The following is an 18567-nucleotide window of genomic DNA, read 5'->3' on the forward strand; positions in this document are numbered from 1 at the left end:
GAATGATTAATAGGTTAAGCATGTTTAATTCTTGCCACTAAAAAATCCACTGCTGCTTTGACTTTTGGCACATGGTAGCGGTGTTTTTGATAAATCAAATATACCCCAAAATCATCACTTTGAGTGGCTGACAAAGGTGGCTCAAAGTGTAACTCAGTTAATTCATTACTGGCTAAAAACGGCGATAAAACCCAGCGTGGCATCATCAAAATACCTTGATGTTGTTTTGCCTTTGCAATTAGCCACTCCCCACATTGCTAATCGCTGCAGCTGGTGCTGATACGTCTTGCCACTGACCATTTATTTTACTCAGCCAAGGGACACGACCATTTGGTGAGCGATAATATAACCCTTTATGATCTTGCAGCTCTGATGGATGTGTTGGCGTTCCCATTGTGTCGAGGTATTGCTGAGTTGCAGCAGGGATAAATTGATTGTCCATTAATCTAATCGCCATAACGCGATCATTTGGGGCATAACCACCTCTAATAGCGATGTCTACATCATCACGACCAACCGAGGACAATTCATCACTAAGCTCAATATCTAAAATAACTTTTGGGTATAAGCGAGAAAACTCATCTAAAAGCGGAATAAGCACTTCTCTGCCGATACCAACCATGGCGCTTATTCTCAGCTTTCCCATTGGCTCTGTTTGATACGTTCTTACTGCTTCATTGCTTTGTTCAAGCTGTAGCAATAGTTGTGATACTTGTTGATAGTACTCTGCGCCAATCTCAGTCAATGATACGGCTCTAGTTGACCGTTTCAATAACGTCGCACCTAAGCTTGTCTCAAGATCTGCCACTCGCCTTGATAATGAAGAAGCAGGTACCGAAAAGCTTTTGGCTGCGTGAGTAAAACTGCCAGTTTCTACCACTTTGATAAAATATTTAAGCGCTCTTAATTGATCCATACCCCACCCATTATTGTCATAAAAGCAATAAAGAAAGACAATTAGCCCACTATATCTTATCAATAATCAAAGTAATAATACTGTTTATCTTATTCACACCGATACCTAATTATCGATCTCATTGAAGGAAGCAAAATGAGTACATTTACTGCAATTAACTTAGTCAAACGCCCACAAGGCGGACCAATTACTCAAGATATTTTTGAAATCGTATCCTTACCAATGCCAAAGGTTAACCCGGGTGAAATTCTCGTAAAGCAAAACTATATGTCACTGGATCCCGCTATGTTTGGTTGGATGCAACCAGATACTGACAGCTATATCCCCCAGTTAACTTAGGCGAGGTCATGCGCAGTAGTGGCGTTGGCGAAGTCGTTGAAAGTCATCATCCTGATTTTAAAGTAGGCGATCGAGTGATGGGTATGATGGGTTGGCAAGAGTATTTCCACAGTAACGGAAAAGGCTTAAATAAAGTAGATGCACCTTTACCTGATGAAACTATTCTATCCGTGTTCGCGCTTCCAGGGCTTACTGCAACACAGGGGTTGTTCAATGTTGGCAAACCTAAAGCGGGTGAAACAATAATAGTAACAGGCGCTGCGGGCTCTGTCGGTTCTATTGTTGGCCAACTTGCTAAAGCAGATGGACTTCACGTCATTGGTGTTGTTGGTAGTGATGAAAAAGCCAATTGGATTGTTGATGAGCTGGGATTTGATTCAGCCATAAACTACAAAACAGCTGATTTAGCTGCAGAATTAGACAAGTTAGCTCCACAAGGTATCGACTTATTTTTGAAAATACTGCAGGTCCAATTCAAAGCCTGATAGTAGACAGAATGAACCCTCACGGACGCGTAATGGTGTGTGGTCTTATTGCTGATTACAGTAAACAGACACCTGCGCCAGGACCAAGCTGGATGAACATTCTAAAAAGACGTATTACAGTGCAAGGTTTTACCATGCCAGATCATTATGCTGAAGTACCAAGCCTACTGGAAAAGCTCACTCCCTATGTGCTGCAAGGTAAAATCAAACACAGATCGCATATTCTGGATGGAATAACGTCATCTATTGAAGGGTTAAACTTATTCTTTAGCGGAGAAAATAAAGGAAAATTGATGGTAAAACTCTAGTTTTACATTAGCTTTCTAAGATAACGATCGCGTCTAACTATCACGCCTATGTTTAATAAAGCATAGGCGTGTTGCTAATTAAGTTATTTTCTCTAAAACTTATTTCGATTAGGAATAATGTCGATAGTGGAACTGAACTGTTCAAGTAATGTTTTTACGACTCTTTCGGAATCAGAATAAATTTGATCTTGGTGATTGGCTTGCAAATAATACAAAGCGTAACTTAACTGCAATGGTAGCAAGCTTGCCAAGCGTTTCGGCGCTTCATAATAATAATGGTCAGGATAGTAATGGCAAGAAGAACTTGTCTGCTAACAAGATGGTGTTTTCTTTTTGTAAATAGTGAGACAGCAAAGAATGCGACTCTGAACGGTATTTAAACTTAAAGCCTTTCGTCAGATCATTATTCTCTAAAATTGGCTGTAAGCGGTTAATGCCCGAAAAAATAATCCCTGCAAAATCATGATCAACAAAGCCAGTCTTTTGCATGCCATCCTCAATCCATTGATTCGGTTTAGCAGAAATAAACACAGCTTGATTAATCACAAGTGGAATTTGTCTGATTTCTTTTGGTGCATTGATTGGAAATAAGTTCAATCCAATGTGCACATCTCCATTAATAATTTGGTCTAAGCTATGATCATTCCAGTGAGTAAAATTAATCTTGGCTTTAGGTAATACCTTCTCAACTGTATCCATTAACGCTTTTGCAATCACATCAATAATCGGACTCGCAATTGAAAAATTAATTTCACCATCAAAGTCATCTTGATTGAGAAAATCTTCAGGATAGAATCGTTTATCTAATTGAATAAGTTCGCTTGCTAACCCTTCACCTATTTCTGTGGCACGCACAGTCGGCACTAACTGCCCTTGCCCTTTGATAAACAAAGGATCACCTGTGGCATTTCGTAATTTGGACAAAACTTGGCTTACTGCAGATTGGGTTATACCTAATTTGGCCGCCGCAAGTGTTGTACTACGAGAGCGATATAACTCATTAAAAATACGTAAGTAGTTTAAATTAATTTGTTCTGAATACTTTCTATACACACGCCAATACCAAATCAAAATTCAACACTGATATTAGCATAGCTTATAGCTGTTATAAGTAGCACTCGTCACATATGTTAACTAGGATTTGCGTCGTCTATTTAATAACACAATCCATTTCACATATGTATCCAGGGGAAGATAGTGACGACACAGCTCAATGAAGCAGTTTTTTGCAAAGAAAACTTTGCTACCGTATTAAGACAGTTTCGTAAATCATACCGCTTATCTCAGCAATCACTTGCCGATGATTTAGCGACTAACCATAGCTTATTTAAAAACATCAATCAGTCAATGGTCAGTTTATGGGAAAAAGGCACTATTTTGCCTTCGCTAAATCGCAGAGTCGGTTTAGCCAACTTCTTCAACCAATGTTATCAATATGACGAACATGAATTGAAAGTGGTTATCAAGGCACGTAAGCACAAAACTGCTATCAATGAAAAACCGAATATTTATAATTATAATATCAATCAAATCAAAGAGTTTTGGTTTGATGAAATGACTGAAGATGAGAAAGCATTAATCTATAACGCACATGCGTCTCAAAGTGGATATGACTTTAATGAAACCATCGAGCACATTAACTGTAAAAGACTAAAAGTAGTCTGCTTTTACTACAATAATTCAATCATCGGGCATTTGGCCTTTTGCGCAGCACAAAACGGTTTAATTAAGTTAGCCAGTGTGGTCGCTATCGATAAAAACATTAAAATGAATATCTTTAAATTCATCCAGACATTGTCATCTGACTTAATGTTAGTTATACCAAGCTTTATTAAATATTACAGCCATATGCTCAATGATATTTACCTTGAAGAAATTAAAAATGACTCACCTATTACACTGCACGCTGGTAAGAGTGAGGTTATTTTCAATAACCCGTTTGTTAAGCACGTCTTAGACAGTAATGATGATTTAGCCTTGCTTCGTTTCGAACAGCACAATGACTAATCAATCTATTTATCTCTGATCGATTTACTGCTAATCGATTTATAGTTTGTCGATTTATAGTCAGTCGATTTATAAGAGTTACGCAAAAAAGTATAGCGCCTTGGATAAACGATGTATCACAAGTCGCTGTCTTTTCTGTGTAAGCTTTACCGGTATGAACACTACCCAGATTCATCCAACAGCAAACTTAATCACTGAATTTGCAATAGAAAATACATCAATAACCACTAGCTTCAACTTGGCTTAATTAGGCGTCTACCATCTTATCAGCACTCACATTAACTAAGTCAGCCCAACTTTCTAGAACATTTATAGCCTGGTGACAATGATAGCCACTGCACTAATTCTGGTAGATGTTCAGATATATGACTAACGTGTTGAACTATCTAATGCTGTTAAAGCGAATAACATCTTTATGTAAGCCATATTTACACCTGATGTATGATTTATGAAAAACTGAATCCAACCGTTACTAATTCCAGCTTCCCAATCATCAATTTCACCGTAACGATTTAAATAGCGAGTGCCCCTTGAATTAATGCCTTCTTCAGTTTCTCTACCTGCCGAATCGTTATACCAAGTCGAAGTTACGATACCGTTTCTCTCATAGAAACCACATTCCCAATTATCAAAGACGATTTTTTAAAATTCACCTTCTTTAGGGGAAATAAGCAAGGAACATACAAGGCTAACTGTATTTGTCCGCTCTTGAGCGCCTTTAATGTGAATTTATTCGTGATATTTACGAATGACAGCCACTTTTCCATCCTCAATTTCTAGTACTTCCATCATTGTTTGAGAGTACTCAATAGGCTGATTACTTTGAGGGTGAATACCTTTAGCATAGTCTTTATATCTAATGGCAATGGCTGATTGATTGAAAGCAAATACGTCTAATAATTCAGCTTTGTACTCAGTATGAGCACCTAAATAGAATGTCATCCCTTTACGCATATCACTTTTACCAGACGGTAAGCGAGAATCATCAGTAACCCAAGGCAAATGCGAGTGACCAACATCGTCGGTTAATAATGCTAAATATTCTTCTAATTCTTTTTTTGTAGCTGTCGGGCTTTGCGTGGCGACCATTTTATCAAAATACAACTTCGCAAACGCATCGAGATCTATTTTTGAGTCATTAGCTAATAACGAACCGGAAAACAAAATAGTCAATGAAAGTATCAATAGTTTGTTCATTAGAACTCCTTTTCTAAGATTTACATAACGCGTACTAATGTACGCATAAATGCCTGGCCAAAATTATCTACGTATAAGCACAAGCCAAACGTTTTGCGTCCTTTTGGGTAACTTGATAATCATTGAGCCTCCTCCCTAGCAAGCCGCATCAGCGGTATGCTTAAGGTGACCAAACCAACAGGAGAAAGCTCAATGAGATTTTATAATAACTCACATCCATACTACTGTGGTATTGATTTACATGCACGTTTACTCTATGTCTGCATCATTGATTCTAAAGGGGAAGTTGTCGCTCACAAAAAGATTGGGGCTAACAAAGATGACTTACTACTCATACTCGAACCCTATATCGGCAATGTCATTGTCGGGGTTGAGTGCATGCATTGTTGGTACTGGGTACCTGATTGGTGTGCTGAACTCGGCATCGACTTTGTTCTAGGCCATGCCCTTTATATGAAGGCCATTCACGGTGGTAAAACCAAAAACGATAAAATCGATTCTTTTAAAATTGCCACACTACTACGTGGTGGCAACTTTCCAATTGCCTACGATTATCCAAGTGAAATGCGTGCTGCCCGAGATCTGTTGCGTCGACGAATGAAGATTGTCCGTCACGGCGCCATGCTCAAAGGTCATGTGGTTAACACCAACAGCCAATACAACTTGCCAGCCACTGGCCTAAACCTTAAAAACATCTCTGCTAGACAAAAGCTACGCGAGCAATATCAAAACCCTATCGTGCAGCGTAATATCGATTTAGACATGGCTCTCCTTGATTGCTATGCCAAGGAACTCGCTCAAGTTCAATGGTTCATTGAAAAGCAGGCTAAAAACCATAACCCAGTGTATCTAGAATTGCTTAAAACCGTACCAGGTATTGGTAAGATTTTATCGCTAACAATTTTGTATGAAATCGGTGATGTAGCCCGATTTGAATCGGTACAAAAATTTGCCTCATACTCTCGTTTAGTCAAATGCAAAGCTGAGTCTGCGGGCAAAACCTATGGCACTAATGGCAATAAAATCGGTAATGCTCATTTAAAGTGGGCATTCTCTGAAGCTGCTGTGCTCTACCTGCGAGGCAATGATAAAGCCCGTCATTATCTTAATCGATTACAAAAGAGAATGAGTAAGGCTAAAGCATTATCAGCACTGGCTCATAAGCTTGGCCGCTGTGTTTATTTCATGTTGAAGAACAAAACGGTGTTTGATGAACAACGATTCTTAAAAGGATAAGTCGCGCAATAAGGTGAGCTGAACACCTAACTAGATACTCTTGAAAAAGAGAAGCGAGCATGACTGTGAATGATGTGACTAATGAAGCAATGACTTCTCACCATCATCACTATGCCAAATGCGATTTAAGCTACATCGACTCCACTTGATTTTAAAAAGAGTGACACCTTATTGGCGCGCATTAATGAGTACAATCACCAAAGTCGTTTACACCTTAAATGAGCCTGAAACTAACTGTGCACAAAGCACCTCTGACTTGAATAGTGCCATCTTAGGGTTAACCGATAAATGTCTAGTGCCCCTGATATTTCAAAGGATTGAAAAGCGGCAGGCAGCGATAATATCGCACTAAGAGAGCCTCTATATGTGTTTGCTGTAAACGATGATTTGACAGCTAAATGACAGACGAAGTAGATGAATTTGTTGATTGATTTTAATTTGACTGCAAAAGCAGTCAAATAAGTTAGGCTCGCCTATTGACTGGCGGAAGGCTCATATGTGCTTTTTAACCCAGATTAGTTTTAGAAAACTTAATGAACTTAAAGACAATATTCCAAGTGCTAGTTAGCAAAACCTTTCTATCATAGCTTGGCTTTTCTTTAGGGTTACCATGCCTCAATGGATCTGAAATATCCTTTATATACATGATATCATCCAAGCTTACTTCTAGCTGATTCCTGAATTTTTCCCATGCTTGTTTTTTGCTTAAGTCATCGCTTTTAAAATAATGCATTAAACACTCTATTGCTCTGTAACAATAAAATGGGCTATCTTTTGATGACCTTATAGCTAACCTTAAATCACCAAAACACCTTTTAAGAAAAATTCCAAATTCGCTATTGGTTATTTTTATTAACTCCATGGTTGGTATTTCTTCGATGAAGTTAAGCTCTTTCAGATAACCTTCCTCGACACCAAAAACTAAATGACCATCATTTCTATTGTCAATTCCTTGAATTATTTCTACATCATAGCCACATCCAATTAAGAACCCCAAAGAATCAATAACCGCTCGTACGTTCTCTTCTGCAAAGAGTTTTAAAGCATTGAATCCTTTTGAATTTAAAGCTTCATTTGATTGATAAGTAAAAGCAATCTTTGATTTGTAAATCGAAAAACCTACTTTACCTTTATTTCCTTCAAACTCTATCGTTGTATGACTTACGTTAACATCTGCTCTTTCGGGATGAATTAGTCCTGTAAGTGTGTATGTAAATTCCATTTGATACGATGAACCTCAATTCTACGTTGCATGCTAACGCCGCCATAAAAGGCCGGAGTTGTATTGATTGTTTTGCGCTAGCGTAGCGAAAAAGCGCAAAACGAGCAATGCAACGGAGGTCCAACCCGCTCGCGGGCGATTTTTGGTGGCCTTGTTATACGCACTTAGTCTACAACCTTTAGTTCGATTTGGGCTCCATCAGGAAGATCTTTGATTTGAAGCGCAACATGGCCTGAGAAACGCACCATTTCAATTAGTGGCGCAGTTTTAATATTCGAAATAGCATACTCACCACCAAGAGCGCCTGGAGTCACAAGGCAGTATTTGTACCCTTCGTTCAAAGCTCCTAGGTTTTCTTTCGCTTGCTCGACTAACGCTTGCATATACCAGTCTTCTAAAAACTCTTGGTCCGAGGATAACTGGTCAAGTTCTTCTCTAGACGAAGCGACAATCTCACAGTAAACATCTTCAGGACAGAGCCTCCAATATTTACCGTTCGAATCCTCAATCATGAGATTACCGAAATCATTTTCACCAACGACTTGTATAGGATCAATTCCTACCCAACCCCATGATTGTTTGATTTCCTCGATAATGCTCATATTTACCCTTGCGTATAACGAATGATATGGACTCCCCTTACCAAATGGCCACTATGTGCCATATTGAAAGTGCAAACATTCAATCAAGGAGAGTCCATATGTCCTTAATTAAAGCAATTGGCATCACTCTTTATTAAATCAAAAGCGCCAAATTAGTTTTTAGCATTCATGGTGTAGACGAATACGGTAAAACCAAACTAAAGCAAACAGTTAAAAGAAACAAGTTATTAGAGAAAATCGCTAACATTCCACCTTGTATCATTGGAATGGAAGCTTGTTCTGGTGCGCATTATTGGGCAAGGGAGTTTACTAAATACGGTCACGATGTACGTATCATGGCATCTAAATTTGTTATCCCTTATCGCCAAAGTGAAAAGAACGATGCCAATGACGCTGAAGCAATTTGTGAAGCAGTTACAAGACCTAAAACACGCTTTGTCAGCATTAAAAGCGAAGAACAACAAGCCGTGCTATGTCTACACCGCATTAGGCAAGGTCAAATCAAAGACCGTACAGCCATGATTAATCGGCTTCGTGGTCTATTATCTGAGTTCGGTATTATTATGCCTAAAGGCCGTTATCCCGCTCAAAAACACATTGTTGGCATTCTTGAAGATACTAACAACGCTTTACCTGCTTTAGCACGCCAATTACTCGATGACCTATGGCAAAGCATCAAATTACAAAATCAAGACATATTGAAATCTGATAGAAAGCTTTATGCCCTTGCTAATCAAATGAAAGATGCCAAGCGATTAATGACTATTCCAGGCATCGGCGAAGTCACTGCTACAGCAGTTGTAGCCACAGTCAGCGATGCAAAACACTTTTCAACTAGTCGCCAATTTGCAGCGTGGATAGGCTTGGTACCTAAGCAGTATTCAACAGGCGGAAAGCCTACGTTAGGCAGAATAAGTAAACGCGGTGAGAAGCATATCCGCACCTCCTTAATACATGGTGCTCGCGCTGTCATCGCAAACTGTACTAATAAAATGGATAGAACCAGTTTATGGATTAAAGCCATTATTGAACGAAGAGGTTTTAAACGAGCCGTAGTCGCTTTAGCGGCTAAAAATGCACGATTAATTTGGTCTCTGCTCCAGTCAGGTCAAGAATACCAAGTTAACTATGTAAAAACGTAAAAGGTTTAACCAAAACGGTTAACCCCACCGAGTCGACGCATTAGCAATTGACGATAACACGGTCAGACCGAGAGTAATTGAATCTGGTTAGTTGGGAAGTACATCTTGCTTGAAAAAGTCAGTAATACTGTTTAACGAATGAGATCTTTGCTCAAGCGCAAATCATCAGGGCTATAGCCAAAAGCTGTTTAGGCAGCAAGCTAAACAAACGCCGAATGTAGAGCTGCTGTCAGATCCACTGTTGTTGTCGGATTACTATTGCTTGACAAAGGGGAGTCCATGTAGCCCCATTAAGGGGCTGATAAATGCTTGGCTAAACTTGTGTAGCGAAGCGGAACTGAGCCAAGCTTTAGCAGTCCCGCTTTAATGACTTGTTATATACCTTATTCAACATACCCGTCAATTGGAGCTACTGTAAACTTTTGCTCAAATTTATGAGGAATTAATAAATCTAAACTCTTGGTACTTACAAACACAACAAATGTTTCGATGCCACCGTCACTTGAATAAGGGTAAAGTATCGTACCTTCGGGTAACTCGCCGATTGCGCTGGGATTTGATTGCAGGAGCAGTGGTTCAGTTAATTGAGCTGGTCCAGATTCTAATAATTGATATTTTTGCCAATAAGAACCAGCAAAAAAGCAGGCAATAAAACCCAGAATAATAGCGATTAGTTTCAATTACGCCTCCATGCTAGAAAAGGTATATAACGCCCGCCTAACAGGCGAAAAAGGCTTGGCTAAAATTAGGAACGAAGTGACGCAAGCCAAGATTTTGCGTCCTTTGTTTAGGCGCTTGTTATGTGGTTTATAGCTGTGGAAACCCTAACCAATAAGCCCTTCCAAACGGTAACACTTTTTGCAACAAGCTTGTTGCCATTAAAAAGTTATTCTTTTGATCGTTAAGCTTTCTTACATCTTTCATTCCGTGAAACATATTATTTCGATAGCGGTATACGATTAATAAGCAGCTTTCTAGTTTATCCCTAAAAGTTGGGTGCTCAGATGAAAGCGTTGTTAATAAAAGTTCTTCCTGTCTTGCGTCAGATAAACGGAGGTGTCTAAATTTATTAGTTTGTTCTCCGTTTGCAATATATCGATCTTTCCAATATGAAAATTCTTCATCGATTAGTGTTACTGGAGCGTGTTCGGCTATTCTATTTGAAAATAAAGTAATTTGACCGAGCATATTATTTCGCTCTTCACCTTCTGATGCTTCAAATATTGCCCACATCATCGTGAAGTTTCCCAAAGAGTTAAGAGTATTTGACTCTAACACCTCAGGATGCTCTAAATTTTCTATAATCCAATCTGACGCATTCATAAATAAACTCGATTAACCACATAACGCCTCAATAAGCGGCGCAAAATGCTTGGCTATAATTTGTGAGGAACGAACACAAGCCAAGCGTTTTGCGTCCGTTCTTAATTGACTTGTTATGTGGCTATTACACCTTTCTGTACTTATTTACATAAAATAAAGTCCAGACAGTCAACCCGGAAACAATTGCCCAATAATAAAGAGGCTTTTCTTCTTTAGTTATCCATGACAGTCCTTTCATAGGGATAAGCCCAAGCACTAGAGTAGCAATTATTACCAGACTTAAAATTAACATTGAAAACAGATATTTTTCTTTTGGTGTAAATTTCTTGCTTTCTTTTTTTCTGGTTCTTCTATTCGCTTTACTTGGATTATTTCTTTTATTTTTTCAACTCGTTCTGGATACTTATCATGGTCAATATGCTCTAAAACATCATATAACTCTTCTAACGAATAATTGGAATAACGAGGTTCAGAATCCATTGAGTCTCCTAGACACATAACGCCTCGTTAAGAGGCAAATAATATGTTGGCTAAAATAAGCGACGCAGGAGCAAAAGCCAACTGTTATTTGTCCTGCTTTAACGACTTGTTATACGTTTTTCTCAAAAAATACACGTACAAAGCCATAATCAGGGTCTGTTTCTTTTTTGCTGATAACCCAGCCATTTTTCAAATAAAAATTAATGGCTTGAGTATTACCCTCAAAAGTTTCCAGTTTAATATTTGCATTGCCAGTTTCATTTAGTTTATTTTCTACGCAAGATAAAAGAGTCGAGCCCAAACCTGAGCGATGTAGCTTTTCATCAATCATCATTAAATGTATTAGATCATCGAAAAAAATAGCAAACCCTAAAATATTGCTACTTTCTTCTAGGATGTAGCAATTAGAAATGTTGTTTTCGAGTTCTTTATCTGATTCACCGCTATTAATGTACCAGTCTACGCCTTCATCGCCCAAAAAATTGCGGTAGCATTTATCTATAGTTTTGCGAGCAATGTTTTGTATTAGAGATAAATCTTTTAAGGTTGCTTTTCTAACTGATTGATTACTCATATGAGTTTATATTCCGATTAAACGTATAACGCCTAAATCAGGTGCGCCGTAGGCGTCACCTGGATTTACTTGTTATGTTGCGGAAAATGTAGTGGTAAATCATTGATGTAAAGCCTTAAAATGTCACCACGTTTTGTGCCAATATGCTGATGACCAAGATCTTTGCGAATAGCAAAAAGCAAATCTTCAACTGTAGCAAGTATATTTGCAGGATCCTGATTGTTAGGTAATTCTGTTAAGTCATCTCTGAAATCACCAAATGCTTTGACAATATCCTTTGAACCCCAGATTACTAAATCTCTTGTTGTGTCAGCAAAAAACTTAATCATTTCTTTTTCAGAAGGCTGCTTTTTACCAAGCTTTTCTGAAAATGTAATAAGAAAAATAAACTCAATAATCCTCTCGTAAACTGGAACCTTTTTTCTCTAAGCTGATTTTGAATATCAATTTTATGTTCTTGGCGTTTCGAGAAGACTACAGTAACCACAGAAACTATGACAGTTGCTGAAGCTGCAATCATTCCTGCACCTAATTTGGGGTCAACAGCTTTGAAAACATCCCATACTTCTTTTAACCCAACATAAAAGCCATAAGTAATGGCAGCTATGAACAGCAAAGTAAAAATCACTTTTAAAAATGTGAAAAATTTACTCATGATTTTTGATGACCTCCATGTGAGCAACATAACAGCTTATTAGCGAGAATTCCGATAAACACTCTTGGGAGCTTTACCAAACTTTAATCGCATAAAGCTTTATTTATTAATAATTTTAATAACTTAACAGCCACCATTAACTAAATCAACCAGCTTAACTATGGATAAAAGCGAGAATTGAGTTAACCGAGAATTATTTGGGGTCGTTATGTAAACAATTATGATAAAAAGTCTTTTTATTTTCATATACTTAATATGTGATAAAAATTTAAAATGAGAATTTGGTTATTTACATAACGAGAAGCAAAGTTTGCATTTAAGCAATATTGACATATAACTGTATATACATACAGCACTATACCAGTAGGGATTTATGTCTTCGTCGCCATTTATTGAATCTGTTAGAAAAGAATTACGTACTCGACGCTACAGTATAAAAACTGAGAAGGTTTACTTATTTTGGATTAAGGCATTTATTATATTTAATGATAAGAACCATTAACAATGGGTGGCAATTCATTCAATAACTTACCACATCAAGAAGAAGCAATTCTCGAAAACGCGAGGTTTGAGTGGGTTGCAATTCCTTCTGCACTATTAGGTTAATGTCGTGGCTACACTCGCGAGAAACCATGTCTATTTAATAACTCGCTCATTTAATATCACCGGGGAATAATAGTTGCGACACTAACTATACACCTGTACAACCGCCGCCAATCACACACAAATATATACAGATGTATAGAAAAGGTAATTATCCTTGATTAATGATCAAAGTTTCCTTTACCCAATTTGTCTCCACATGGAAGTCCGCTTTAAAAACGGCTACCCGGTTGCTGTAAAAACCTTAGTTCTTCTTCTGTAGATTCACGGCCTAACAGCATGTTTCTATGAGGGTATCGTCCAAACCTTTCGATAATCGCTAGGTGTTTTAGCTCAAATTGATAATTAGACTCCAAGCCATCTTGTTTAAATAACGTTAATGCTTGCTGGTGAATCGATAGTGATTCGCTGTGCATGAAAGGCATATACAAAAAACTTCGCTCTGTCGGCTTGAGCCGTTTATCGTCACCACAATGAATAGCTTCTTGCGCCAATACTAAAGCCAGTGAGTCAGAAGCAAAGGCTTTGGATGAATCTCGATAAAGGTTTCTTGAGAATTGATCTAATACGATGATTTCTGCTAAACGACCTAACGCAGTATTACGCCAATGGAATAACTCTCCGGCTATAGCTTGACGGTGAAAATGATTAAATTGTTGCTTAATCGTCGCATCAAATCCCTTGTCTTTTGTAAACCATAAATCGGAGTCAATATCAGTAAACCAAAACTGAATAATGTTGGCAGCATCGCCATTCAATTCATGACTTATTATGCAATTACTCATCAACTAATCCTTTATTGTTTTATTCGTCATTTATCTTCATTTTCATGACTAATTTCAATAACTCAACAAATATATGCTAGGTTTAATTTAGACACTTAGTCATCTTTTACTAAGTCATTTGATAGTAGGAATTATGGACCTAATATGGCTAATACTCCCGACACGTCTTCCAGCAAGTCTATCAGACAAGATCCTCTTATCGAAAAAGTGCTCAAGCGCAGTCCTTCAAATATTGCAGAAACCTTTACTGATGAACAGCTCAATGCAATAAAAATGGCCTTAGGCCCAAATACTTGGGGAGGCCATTTTTTAGATAGTCGAGGAACCTTTAAATTTCCCTTTATCAAATGGCGATTTTATTACGTTTTTTTACTGGGTAAAAACAAGCGTGCTTACACCCGTCGAGAAAAGAATATGTCGATGTTAATGATGTTTGCCACCATCGGAGGGTTTATTTTGATGAGTACCTTATTCGGCTTATTACTTTTATATCTATTGAAGTCTTGGTTAGGTATAGACCTATTTCCTGACACCTCTTTAGGTATTTGGGATGCTGTTAAAAGTCGATTTGAATAGTGAGGCAACAAAATAAACGCGCCTCAGCGCGTTTATTTTTGCCTTTATCGGCCAGCTAAAGCTGTAGCAGGTGCTATTTTTGTTGCTTTATAAGCGGGGTAAATTGTCGCTAATAAACTCATGACTAACCCCATTGCCACAACAACTATGACATCTTGCTGTTGTAGTTGAGAAGGTAAAAAATCAATAAAATAAATATCAGAAGCGAGTAACTGTATTCCTAAAGTTTGCTCTATTGCACTGGCGATAGCACTCAGGTTCGTTGCTAACAACACCCCAATTACAGCGCCGATAGTGCAGCCTAAAAAGCCATTCAAGCCACCTTGCATAATAAATATTGACATTATTGCTGGTCGTTTTAGCCCCATGGTCATCAAAATAGCAATTTCAGAGCTTTTGTCCCTGACAGCCATCACAAGCGTAGACACAATATTAAAACAAGCCACAGCAATCACCAGAGCCAGCACCAAATACATTACCATTCTCACAAGTTGAATATCTTGATACAAATGCCCTTGTGAGCGAGTCCAATTATTTAAATGTAAGTACTGACTTTGGGCATAGCCTAAATCTCGAGTAATGCGTGGCGCACTAAATACATTATTAACCGTGATCCTAAGCCCTGTTGCTGAATTGGCTGGCAGTTTAAGAATGTTAGCTAAATATGCCATTGAAACATAAGCCTGTGTTGACTCTATTTCGCCACCAACATCATAAACTCCCGCAACAATAAAGCGATGACTCTTTGCTGCCGACAATGTATTTGATTGGCTCATATCAGGTGTATACATGGATAAGGTATCGCCAATATCTAAACCCAATTTATCGAGTAACGAACGACCTAAAACGATATTATTTTCAGCTACTGATAAGGTATTCCATGTTTCTTCTGGCATAAATTCAGCAAGAGTTGAAACTGACTGCTCATATTTAGGCTCAATACCGTTAAGCACAATTCCTTGGAAACCACCCGGTTTTTGCACTAATCCCTGCATTCTGATAAATGGCGCTGTAGCAACAATATCTGGCATATGTGTGGCTGTTTCAGCAATCGCTTGCCAATCATGTAGCGGCTCATTAACGCTTAACAACTCACCATGGGAGACCACACCTAACAAACGTTGTTCTAATTCTCTTTCAAAGCCATTCATTGCAGAAAGAACCAGAATTAATACAGCCACACCAAGGGCAATCCCTGCTGTAGAGGCAAAAGAAATAAATCCAATAAAACCATTCGATTGTCTAGCGCGATAAAATCGCCAACCTATCGTTAGCGGTAATAAAGACTTCATTAATGCTTGTCCGCTGCTGGTGGTTGAACCGAAATATCAGCCATGTCTTGTAGTACTCCATCTTTCATTGTTAGCTGGCGATCCATTTTCGCCGCTAATTTATAATCATGGGTTACGACAACAAACGCTGTGCCAAGTTGATGGGCAAGTTCACGAATAAGCTCGTATACACTATCGCCACTGCTTGCATCAAGGTTGCCTGTAGGCTCATCAGCCAAAACAAGCTTAGGTTTGTTGATTAACGCTCTAGCAATGGCTACACGCTGGCGCTCGCCACCAGATAGTTGTGCGGGTATATGTTGAAGTCGATGACCTAGCCCTACTCTTTCAAGTAATGCCTGCGCTTCTTGTAACGTTTGTTTTTTATCACGACCTTGAATGAAGGCTGGCATCGCCACATTTTCAATCGCTGAAAATTCAGGCAATAAATGATGAAACTGATAAATAAAGCCTAAATCCTGATTGCGAATTTCAGCTTGTCTTGATGCCGATAAGGTATACAAATTCTCACCATCCAGTGTCACTTCACCCGATGTTGGAATATCTAAAGTGCCCATAATATGCAGCAAGGTACTTTTACCTGAGCCAGAACTCCCCACAATGGCCAGTTGTTCACCTTTGTAAACACTCAAATCGACATTTGACAGCACTTTTGTTGTCGTTTCACCGTCATGAAACTGTTTACAAACTTGGCTTACTTGCAGGATCACTGAGGTTTTATCATTCATTATTCATATCTCAAAGCAGTGGCAGGCTGAACCCGCGCAGCGGTTAATGCTGGATAAATTGTGGCAATTAATGTCATTGCTAGCGTGCCCACCACAATTATACTAATTTGGCTTAGTGATACCTCAACAGGTAGCATTTGCCCTGCGCCTAAAACTGATATGCCCAGCACATTTAAAATAATATTCAAATTCAACGTAATCATTACACCCACAATTGCACCAAGTGCGAGGCCAATAATGGCATTCAGTGAGCCTTGAACGATAAAAATGTTCATCACCGCTTGAGTGGTTAAACCTTGTGTTTTTAACACTGCGACATCGGTAGTTTTGTCTATCACCATCATCACTAGCGCTGACACAATGTTAAATGCTGCAACGGCAACAATTAGCGATAACATCAGCGACATCATGTTCTTTTCCATTTTAACGGCTGCAAACAAGTGTCCGAACCCTTCACGCCAATCACGAGTGGTAATTGATATGCCTTGTTGAGCGAGATCTGCAGTGATTTTCTCACCCACTTGCGGTGCAGAAAACGGATCAGCTAAATACACTCTTAGCTCGTTAATCTCTTTAGGGTTAATTCGCATTAATCGCCTTGCATCTTGGTAATGAACATACGCAAGTGCGGCATCAACTTGTGATCCCATTTCAAATACGCCAGCCACGGTAAATTTACGCTGACTAGGTACCGGTCCTAACGGAGAGTAAACCACTCCATCACCGCTTAATAATCTGACTTTATCACCAATATTAATAGACAGTTTACGGGCTAATTCACTGCCTAAAACAATGTTATAACTACCCGCTTGTAGCTGCTCAAACGCACTTGAATAGGTATTTGCGATAATTGCAGATAAGTCCTGTTCATATTCTGGAAAAACCCCATACACTTGAACTGCGCTGATATTTTGATTGGATTGCACCATCGCCTGGGTGGTTACTGATGGAGCAATGCCATGGATACCATTTTGCTGAACAATAATACTGGTATCACCTTGCCAATCATTAAACCCAGCTTCAGAAACTAAAGTTAATTGCGGAACTGCACCTAAAATACGCTGTTTAAGTTGACCTTCTAGCCCATTCATCACAGAGCTAACAATAATCAGTGCAGCAACACCTAAAAAGATACCTGATACGGCAAAAAAGGTAATGAAGGATGCGAACGCATTCGCTTTTCTGGTTCGCCAGTAGCGATAGCCAATGAATAATGAAAACCGAAAGTTCATAAAGGAAACGGCACCCCGAGTGTAGAAAGTAAATATAACGGCTTAGTGAGTCTATTATGCATGAAAAACAGCCGTTTATTTACGTAAGCAGGCTAAAACTTGCTAAATGATAAAGATGGGCATGATAATAGGGGTATTAGTTTGATAAATAAAGAGGCAAACCTTGTTCACTGAATCTAACGCATATTTTACTGTGCCTCATCAATTCAATGTTTATTTGGAAACTTGGCCTGAATCTAACGCTATCCCAACAGAAGAGGATCTTCGCTCAATGCAGTCTGTCGGGCTTAAGCTGTTGTCAGAAGTCAAAGAACTTGAAGCCAATTGCTTATTGCAGCTACGTCAATTAGATAATGAAGCAAAAGCTGTGGTCGACTTTTTAAAATTACAGTCACGTAAAGTCGATTTAGTGTTACAGCATGTGTTAGAAAAAGAAGTGCAATCGGGTGAGCGTTATCAAGGTACCCAATTTGGTGGCAGCGGTATAAGCATCGTCAGCCCTGCTCCCCTTACCATTGGCGATTACTTTAAATCTTCGATTTACATCAGCAGTGAACTCGTTGCGATATTATGTTTATGCCAAGTCAGTCAGTGCCAAAGCACCGAAAACGGCTACCTTGTAACATTCGAATTTAGCCAGATACTCGACTCTGATGTAGAGCAACTCGTCAAAGCCAGTTTAAATGTGCAGCAAAAAATGTTGAAAATGCGAAAACAAAGTCGCCAACAAGTCTCTGACTAATAATATTTGCCTGCAACTTGTTATTGGCTAGCTTATAATAGTAAGCCAATAATAAAGGCAATGAGGATGCTTGCTTTTATTCATATCCGTTACCAATACTTTTACTATTGAGTCCCTTATTAG

The 18567-nt window shown here is 38.7% G+C and carries 20 protein-coding genes and 2 pseudogenes; 7 read left to right on the plus strand and 15 right to left on the minus strand.

Annotated elements, in window-relative coordinates:
- Window positions 1-14: 14 nt before the first annotated feature.
- A pseudogene (locus ACGEDC_RS21035) lies at window positions 15-916 on the minus strand (LysR family transcriptional regulator).
- A 135-nt stretch (window positions 917-1051) separates the two neighbouring features.
- Here ACGEDC_RS21035 and ACGEDC_RS21040 point away from each other — a divergent pair.
- A pseudogene (locus ACGEDC_RS21040) lies at window positions 1052-2048 on the plus strand (NADP-dependent oxidoreductase).
- Window positions 2049-2327: 279 nt separating this feature from the next.
- On the opposite strand, the gene ACGEDC_RS21045 reads toward ACGEDC_RS21040, so the two are convergent.
- The gene (locus ACGEDC_RS21045) at window positions 2328-3101 is read right to left on the minus strand and encodes a LysR family transcriptional regulator (protein ID WP_394495593.1); all 774 of its coding nucleotides are present in this window, start codon (window positions 3099-3101) and stop codon (window positions 2328-2330) included.
- Between the two features lie 144 nt (window positions 3102-3245).
- Here ACGEDC_RS21045 and ACGEDC_RS21050 point away from each other — a divergent pair, with 144 nt between their 5' ends.
- The gene (locus ACGEDC_RS21050) at window positions 3246-4055 is read left to right on the plus strand and encodes a helix-turn-helix domain-containing protein (protein ID WP_394495595.1); all 810 of its coding nucleotides are present in this window, start codon (window positions 3246-3248) and stop codon (window positions 4053-4055) included.
- Between the two features lie 729 nt (window positions 4056-4784).
- Here the strand turns inward: ACGEDC_RS21050 and ACGEDC_RS21055 are convergent.
- On the minus strand, window positions 4785-5252 hold the full coding sequence (locus ACGEDC_RS21055; protein ID WP_065107808.1) for a nuclear transport factor 2 family protein: 468 nt from the start codon (window positions 5250-5252) through the stop codon (window positions 4785-4787).
- Window positions 5253-5444: 192 nt separating this feature from the next.
- Here ACGEDC_RS21055 and ACGEDC_RS21060 point away from each other — a divergent pair, with 192 nt between their 5' ends.
- Window positions 5445-6488, plus strand: coding sequence for an IS110 family transposase (locus ACGEDC_RS21060; protein ID WP_394495597.1), 1044 nt, complete (start codon window positions 5445-5447; stop codon window positions 6486-6488).
- A 505-nt stretch (window positions 6489-6993) separates the two neighbouring features.
- Here the strand turns inward: ACGEDC_RS21060 and ACGEDC_RS21065 are convergent.
- Both ACGEDC_RS21065 and ACGEDC_RS21070 read right to left on the minus strand, forming a co-directional pair.
- The gene (locus tag ACGEDC_RS21065; protein ID WP_394495599.1) at window positions 6994-7710 is read right to left on the minus strand and encodes a hypothetical protein; all 717 of its coding nucleotides are present in this window, start codon (window positions 7708-7710) and stop codon (window positions 6994-6996) included.
- A gap of 164 nt (window positions 7711-7874) precedes the next feature.
- Window positions 7875-8312 carry a T6SS immunity protein Tdi1 domain-containing protein gene (locus ACGEDC_RS21070; protein WP_394495601.1) on the minus strand — a complete coding sequence of 146 codons (438 nt, stop codon included), beginning with the start codon at window positions 8310-8312 and terminating at the stop codon, window positions 7875-7877.
- Between the two features lie 137 nt (window positions 8313-8449).
- Between ACGEDC_RS21070 and ACGEDC_RS21075 the strand changes: the two genes are divergently transcribed.
- Entirely contained in the window at window positions 8450-9454 is a 1005-nt protein-coding gene (locus ACGEDC_RS21075) for an IS110 family transposase (protein WP_394498445.1), read from the plus strand.
- Between the two features lie 383 nt (window positions 9455-9837).
- Here the strand turns inward: ACGEDC_RS21075 and ACGEDC_RS21080 are convergent, their stop codons facing one another.
- The 6 genes from ACGEDC_RS21080 to ACGEDC_RS21105 form a co-directional block, all read right to left on the minus strand.
- Window positions 9838-10134, minus strand: a complete 297-nt coding sequence (locus ACGEDC_RS21080) for a hypothetical protein (protein ID WP_394495603.1) — start codon at window positions 10132-10134, stop codon at window positions 9838-9840.
- Window positions 10135-10261: 127 nt separating this feature from the next.
- Window positions 10262-10777, minus strand: a complete 516-nt coding sequence (locus tag ACGEDC_RS21085) for a hypothetical protein (RefSeq protein WP_394495605.1) — start codon at window positions 10775-10777, stop codon at window positions 10262-10264.
- A 285-nt stretch (window positions 10778-11062) separates the two neighbouring features.
- Entirely contained in the window at window positions 11063-11257 is a 195-nt protein-coding gene (locus ACGEDC_RS21090; RefSeq protein ID WP_394495607.1) for a hypothetical protein, read from the minus strand.
- A 109-nt stretch (window positions 11258-11366) separates the two neighbouring features.
- Window positions 11367-11831, minus strand: coding sequence for a GNAT family N-acetyltransferase (locus tag ACGEDC_RS21095; RefSeq protein WP_394495609.1), 465 nt, complete (start codon window positions 11829-11831; stop codon window positions 11367-11369).
- 65 nt (window positions 11832-11896) lie between these two features.
- Complete coding sequence (locus tag ACGEDC_RS21100; protein ID WP_394495611.1) at window positions 11897-12160, minus strand: hypothetical protein; 264 nt, start codon at window positions 12158-12160, stop codon at window positions 11897-11899.
- The gene (locus tag ACGEDC_RS21105; protein ID WP_394495613.1) at window positions 12157-12486 is read right to left on the minus strand and encodes a hypothetical protein; all 330 of its coding nucleotides are present in this window, start codon (window positions 12484-12486) and stop codon (window positions 12157-12159) included. The genes ACGEDC_RS21100 and ACGEDC_RS21105 overlap by 4 nt, the downstream gene beginning before the upstream one ends.
- 373 nt (window positions 12487-12859) lie before the next feature.
- Here ACGEDC_RS21105 and ACGEDC_RS21110 point away from each other — a divergent pair, with 373 nt between their 5' ends.
- Complete coding sequence (locus ACGEDC_RS21110; protein ID WP_394495615.1) at window positions 12860-12988, plus strand: phage integrase N-terminal SAM-like domain-containing protein; 129 nt, start codon at window positions 12860-12862, stop codon at window positions 12986-12988.
- A gap of 313 nt (window positions 12989-13301) precedes the next feature.
- On the opposite strand, the gene ACGEDC_RS21115 is transcribed toward ACGEDC_RS21110, so the two are convergent.
- Window positions 13302-13874, minus strand: a complete 573-nt coding sequence (locus ACGEDC_RS21115) for a DUF924 family protein (RefSeq protein WP_055026279.1) — start codon at window positions 13872-13874, stop codon at window positions 13302-13304.
- 144 nt (window positions 13875-14018) lie between these two features.
- On the opposite strand from ACGEDC_RS21115, the gene ACGEDC_RS21120 reads away from it, so the two are divergent.
- Window positions 14019-14450 carry a hypothetical protein gene (locus ACGEDC_RS21120; protein WP_055026280.1) on the plus strand — a complete coding sequence of 144 codons (432 nt, stop codon included), beginning with the start codon at window positions 14019-14021 and terminating at the stop codon, window positions 14448-14450.
- A 44-nt stretch (window positions 14451-14494) separates the two neighbouring features.
- Here the strand turns inward: ACGEDC_RS21120 and lolE are convergent, their stop codons facing one another.
- Genes lolE through ACGEDC_RS21135 form a run of 3 tightly spaced genes read right to left on the minus strand, consistent with a single transcriptional unit; the run spans window position 14495 to window position 17702 of the window.
- Window positions 14495-15742: a lipoprotein-releasing ABC transporter permease subunit LolE gene (gene lolE / locus ACGEDC_RS21125; protein WP_080916002.1), complete on the minus strand. Its 1248-nt coding sequence runs from the start codon at window positions 15740-15742 to the stop codon at window positions 14495-14497.
- Window positions 15742-16470 (minus strand): lipoprotein-releasing ABC transporter ATP-binding protein LolD, encoded by a 729-nt coding sequence (gene lolD / locus ACGEDC_RS21130; protein WP_394495618.1) that lies wholly within the window; start codon window positions 16468-16470, stop codon window positions 15742-15744. Before lolD ends, lolE begins: the two co-directional genes overlap by 1 nt.
- On the minus strand, window positions 16470-17702 hold the full coding sequence (locus ACGEDC_RS21135; protein ID WP_119969654.1) for a lipoprotein-releasing ABC transporter permease subunit: 1233 nt from the start codon (window positions 17700-17702) through the stop codon (window positions 16470-16472). The genes lolD and ACGEDC_RS21135 overlap by 1 nt, the downstream gene beginning before the upstream one ends.
- A 163-nt stretch (window positions 17703-17865) precedes the next feature.
- On the opposite strand from ACGEDC_RS21135, the gene ACGEDC_RS21140 reads away from it, so the two are divergent.
- Window positions 17866-18444 (plus strand): PilZ domain-containing protein, encoded by a 579-nt coding sequence (locus ACGEDC_RS21140; protein WP_080916005.1) that lies wholly within the window; start codon window positions 17866-17868, stop codon window positions 18442-18444.
- Window positions 18445-18567 lie beyond the last annotated feature (123 nt).

The sequence above is a fragment of the Shewanella sp. ENK2 genome (genome assembly GCF_043568515.1).
GTDB lineage: Bacteria > Pseudomonadota > Gammaproteobacteria > Enterobacterales > Shewanellaceae > Shewanella > Shewanella japonica.

Bases quoted from the DNA above. Each gene is read 5' to 3' on its own strand.
- ACGEDC_RS21055 (WP_065107808.1), bottom strand. From the start codon at position 5,252: ATGAACAAACTATTGATACTTTCATTGACTATTTTGTTTTCCGGTTCG.
- ACGEDC_RS21060 (WP_394495597.1), top strand. From the start codon at position 5,445: ATGAGATTTTATAATAACTCACATCCATACTACTGTGGTATTGATTTA.
- ACGEDC_RS21065 (WP_394495599.1), bottom strand. From the start codon at position 7,710: ATGGAATTTACATACACACTTACAGGACTAATTCATCCCGAAAGAGCA.
- ACGEDC_RS21070 (WP_394495601.1), bottom strand. From the start codon at position 8,312: ATGAGCATTATCGAGGAAATCAAACAATCATGGGGTTGGGTAGGAATT.
- ACGEDC_RS21085 (WP_394495605.1), bottom strand. From the start codon at position 10,777: ATGAATGCGTCAGATTGGATTATAGAAAATTTAGAGCATCCTGAGGTG.
- ACGEDC_RS21090 (WP_394495607.1), bottom strand. From the start codon at position 11,257: ATGGATTCTGAACCTCGTTATTCCAATTATTCGTTAGAAGAGTTATAT.
- ACGEDC_RS21095 (WP_394495609.1), bottom strand. From the start codon at position 11,831: ATGAGTAATCAATCAGTTAGAAAAGCAACCTTAAAAGATTTATCTCTA.
- ACGEDC_RS21100 (WP_394495611.1), bottom strand. From the start codon at position 12,160: ATGATTAAGTTTTTTGCTGACACAACAAGAGATTTAGTAATCTGGGGT.
- ACGEDC_RS21105 (WP_394495613.1), bottom strand. From the start codon at position 12,486: ATGAGTAAATTTTTCACATTTTTAAAAGTGATTTTTACTTTGCTGTTC.
- ACGEDC_RS21110 (WP_394495615.1), top strand. From the start codon at position 12,860: ATGTCTTCGTCGCCATTTATTGAATCTGTTAGAAAAGAATTACGTACT.
- ACGEDC_RS21115 (WP_055026279.1), bottom strand. From the start codon at position 13,874: ATGAGTAATTGCATAATAAGTCATGAATTGAATGGCGATGCTGCCAAC.
- ACGEDC_RS21120 (WP_055026280.1), top strand. From the start codon at position 14,019: ATGGCTAATACTCCCGACACGTCTTCCAGCAAGTCTATCAGACAAGAT.
- lolE (WP_080916002.1), bottom strand. From the start codon at position 15,742: ATGAAGTCTTTATTACCGCTAACGATAGGTTGGCGATTTTATCGCGCT.
- lolD (WP_394495618.1), bottom strand. From the start codon at position 16,470: ATGAATGATAAAACCTCAGTGATCCTGCAAGTAAGCCAAGTTTGTAAA.
- ACGEDC_RS21135 (WP_119969654.1), bottom strand. From the start codon at position 17,702: ATGAACTTTCGGTTTTCATTATTCATTGGCTATCGCTACTGGCGAACC.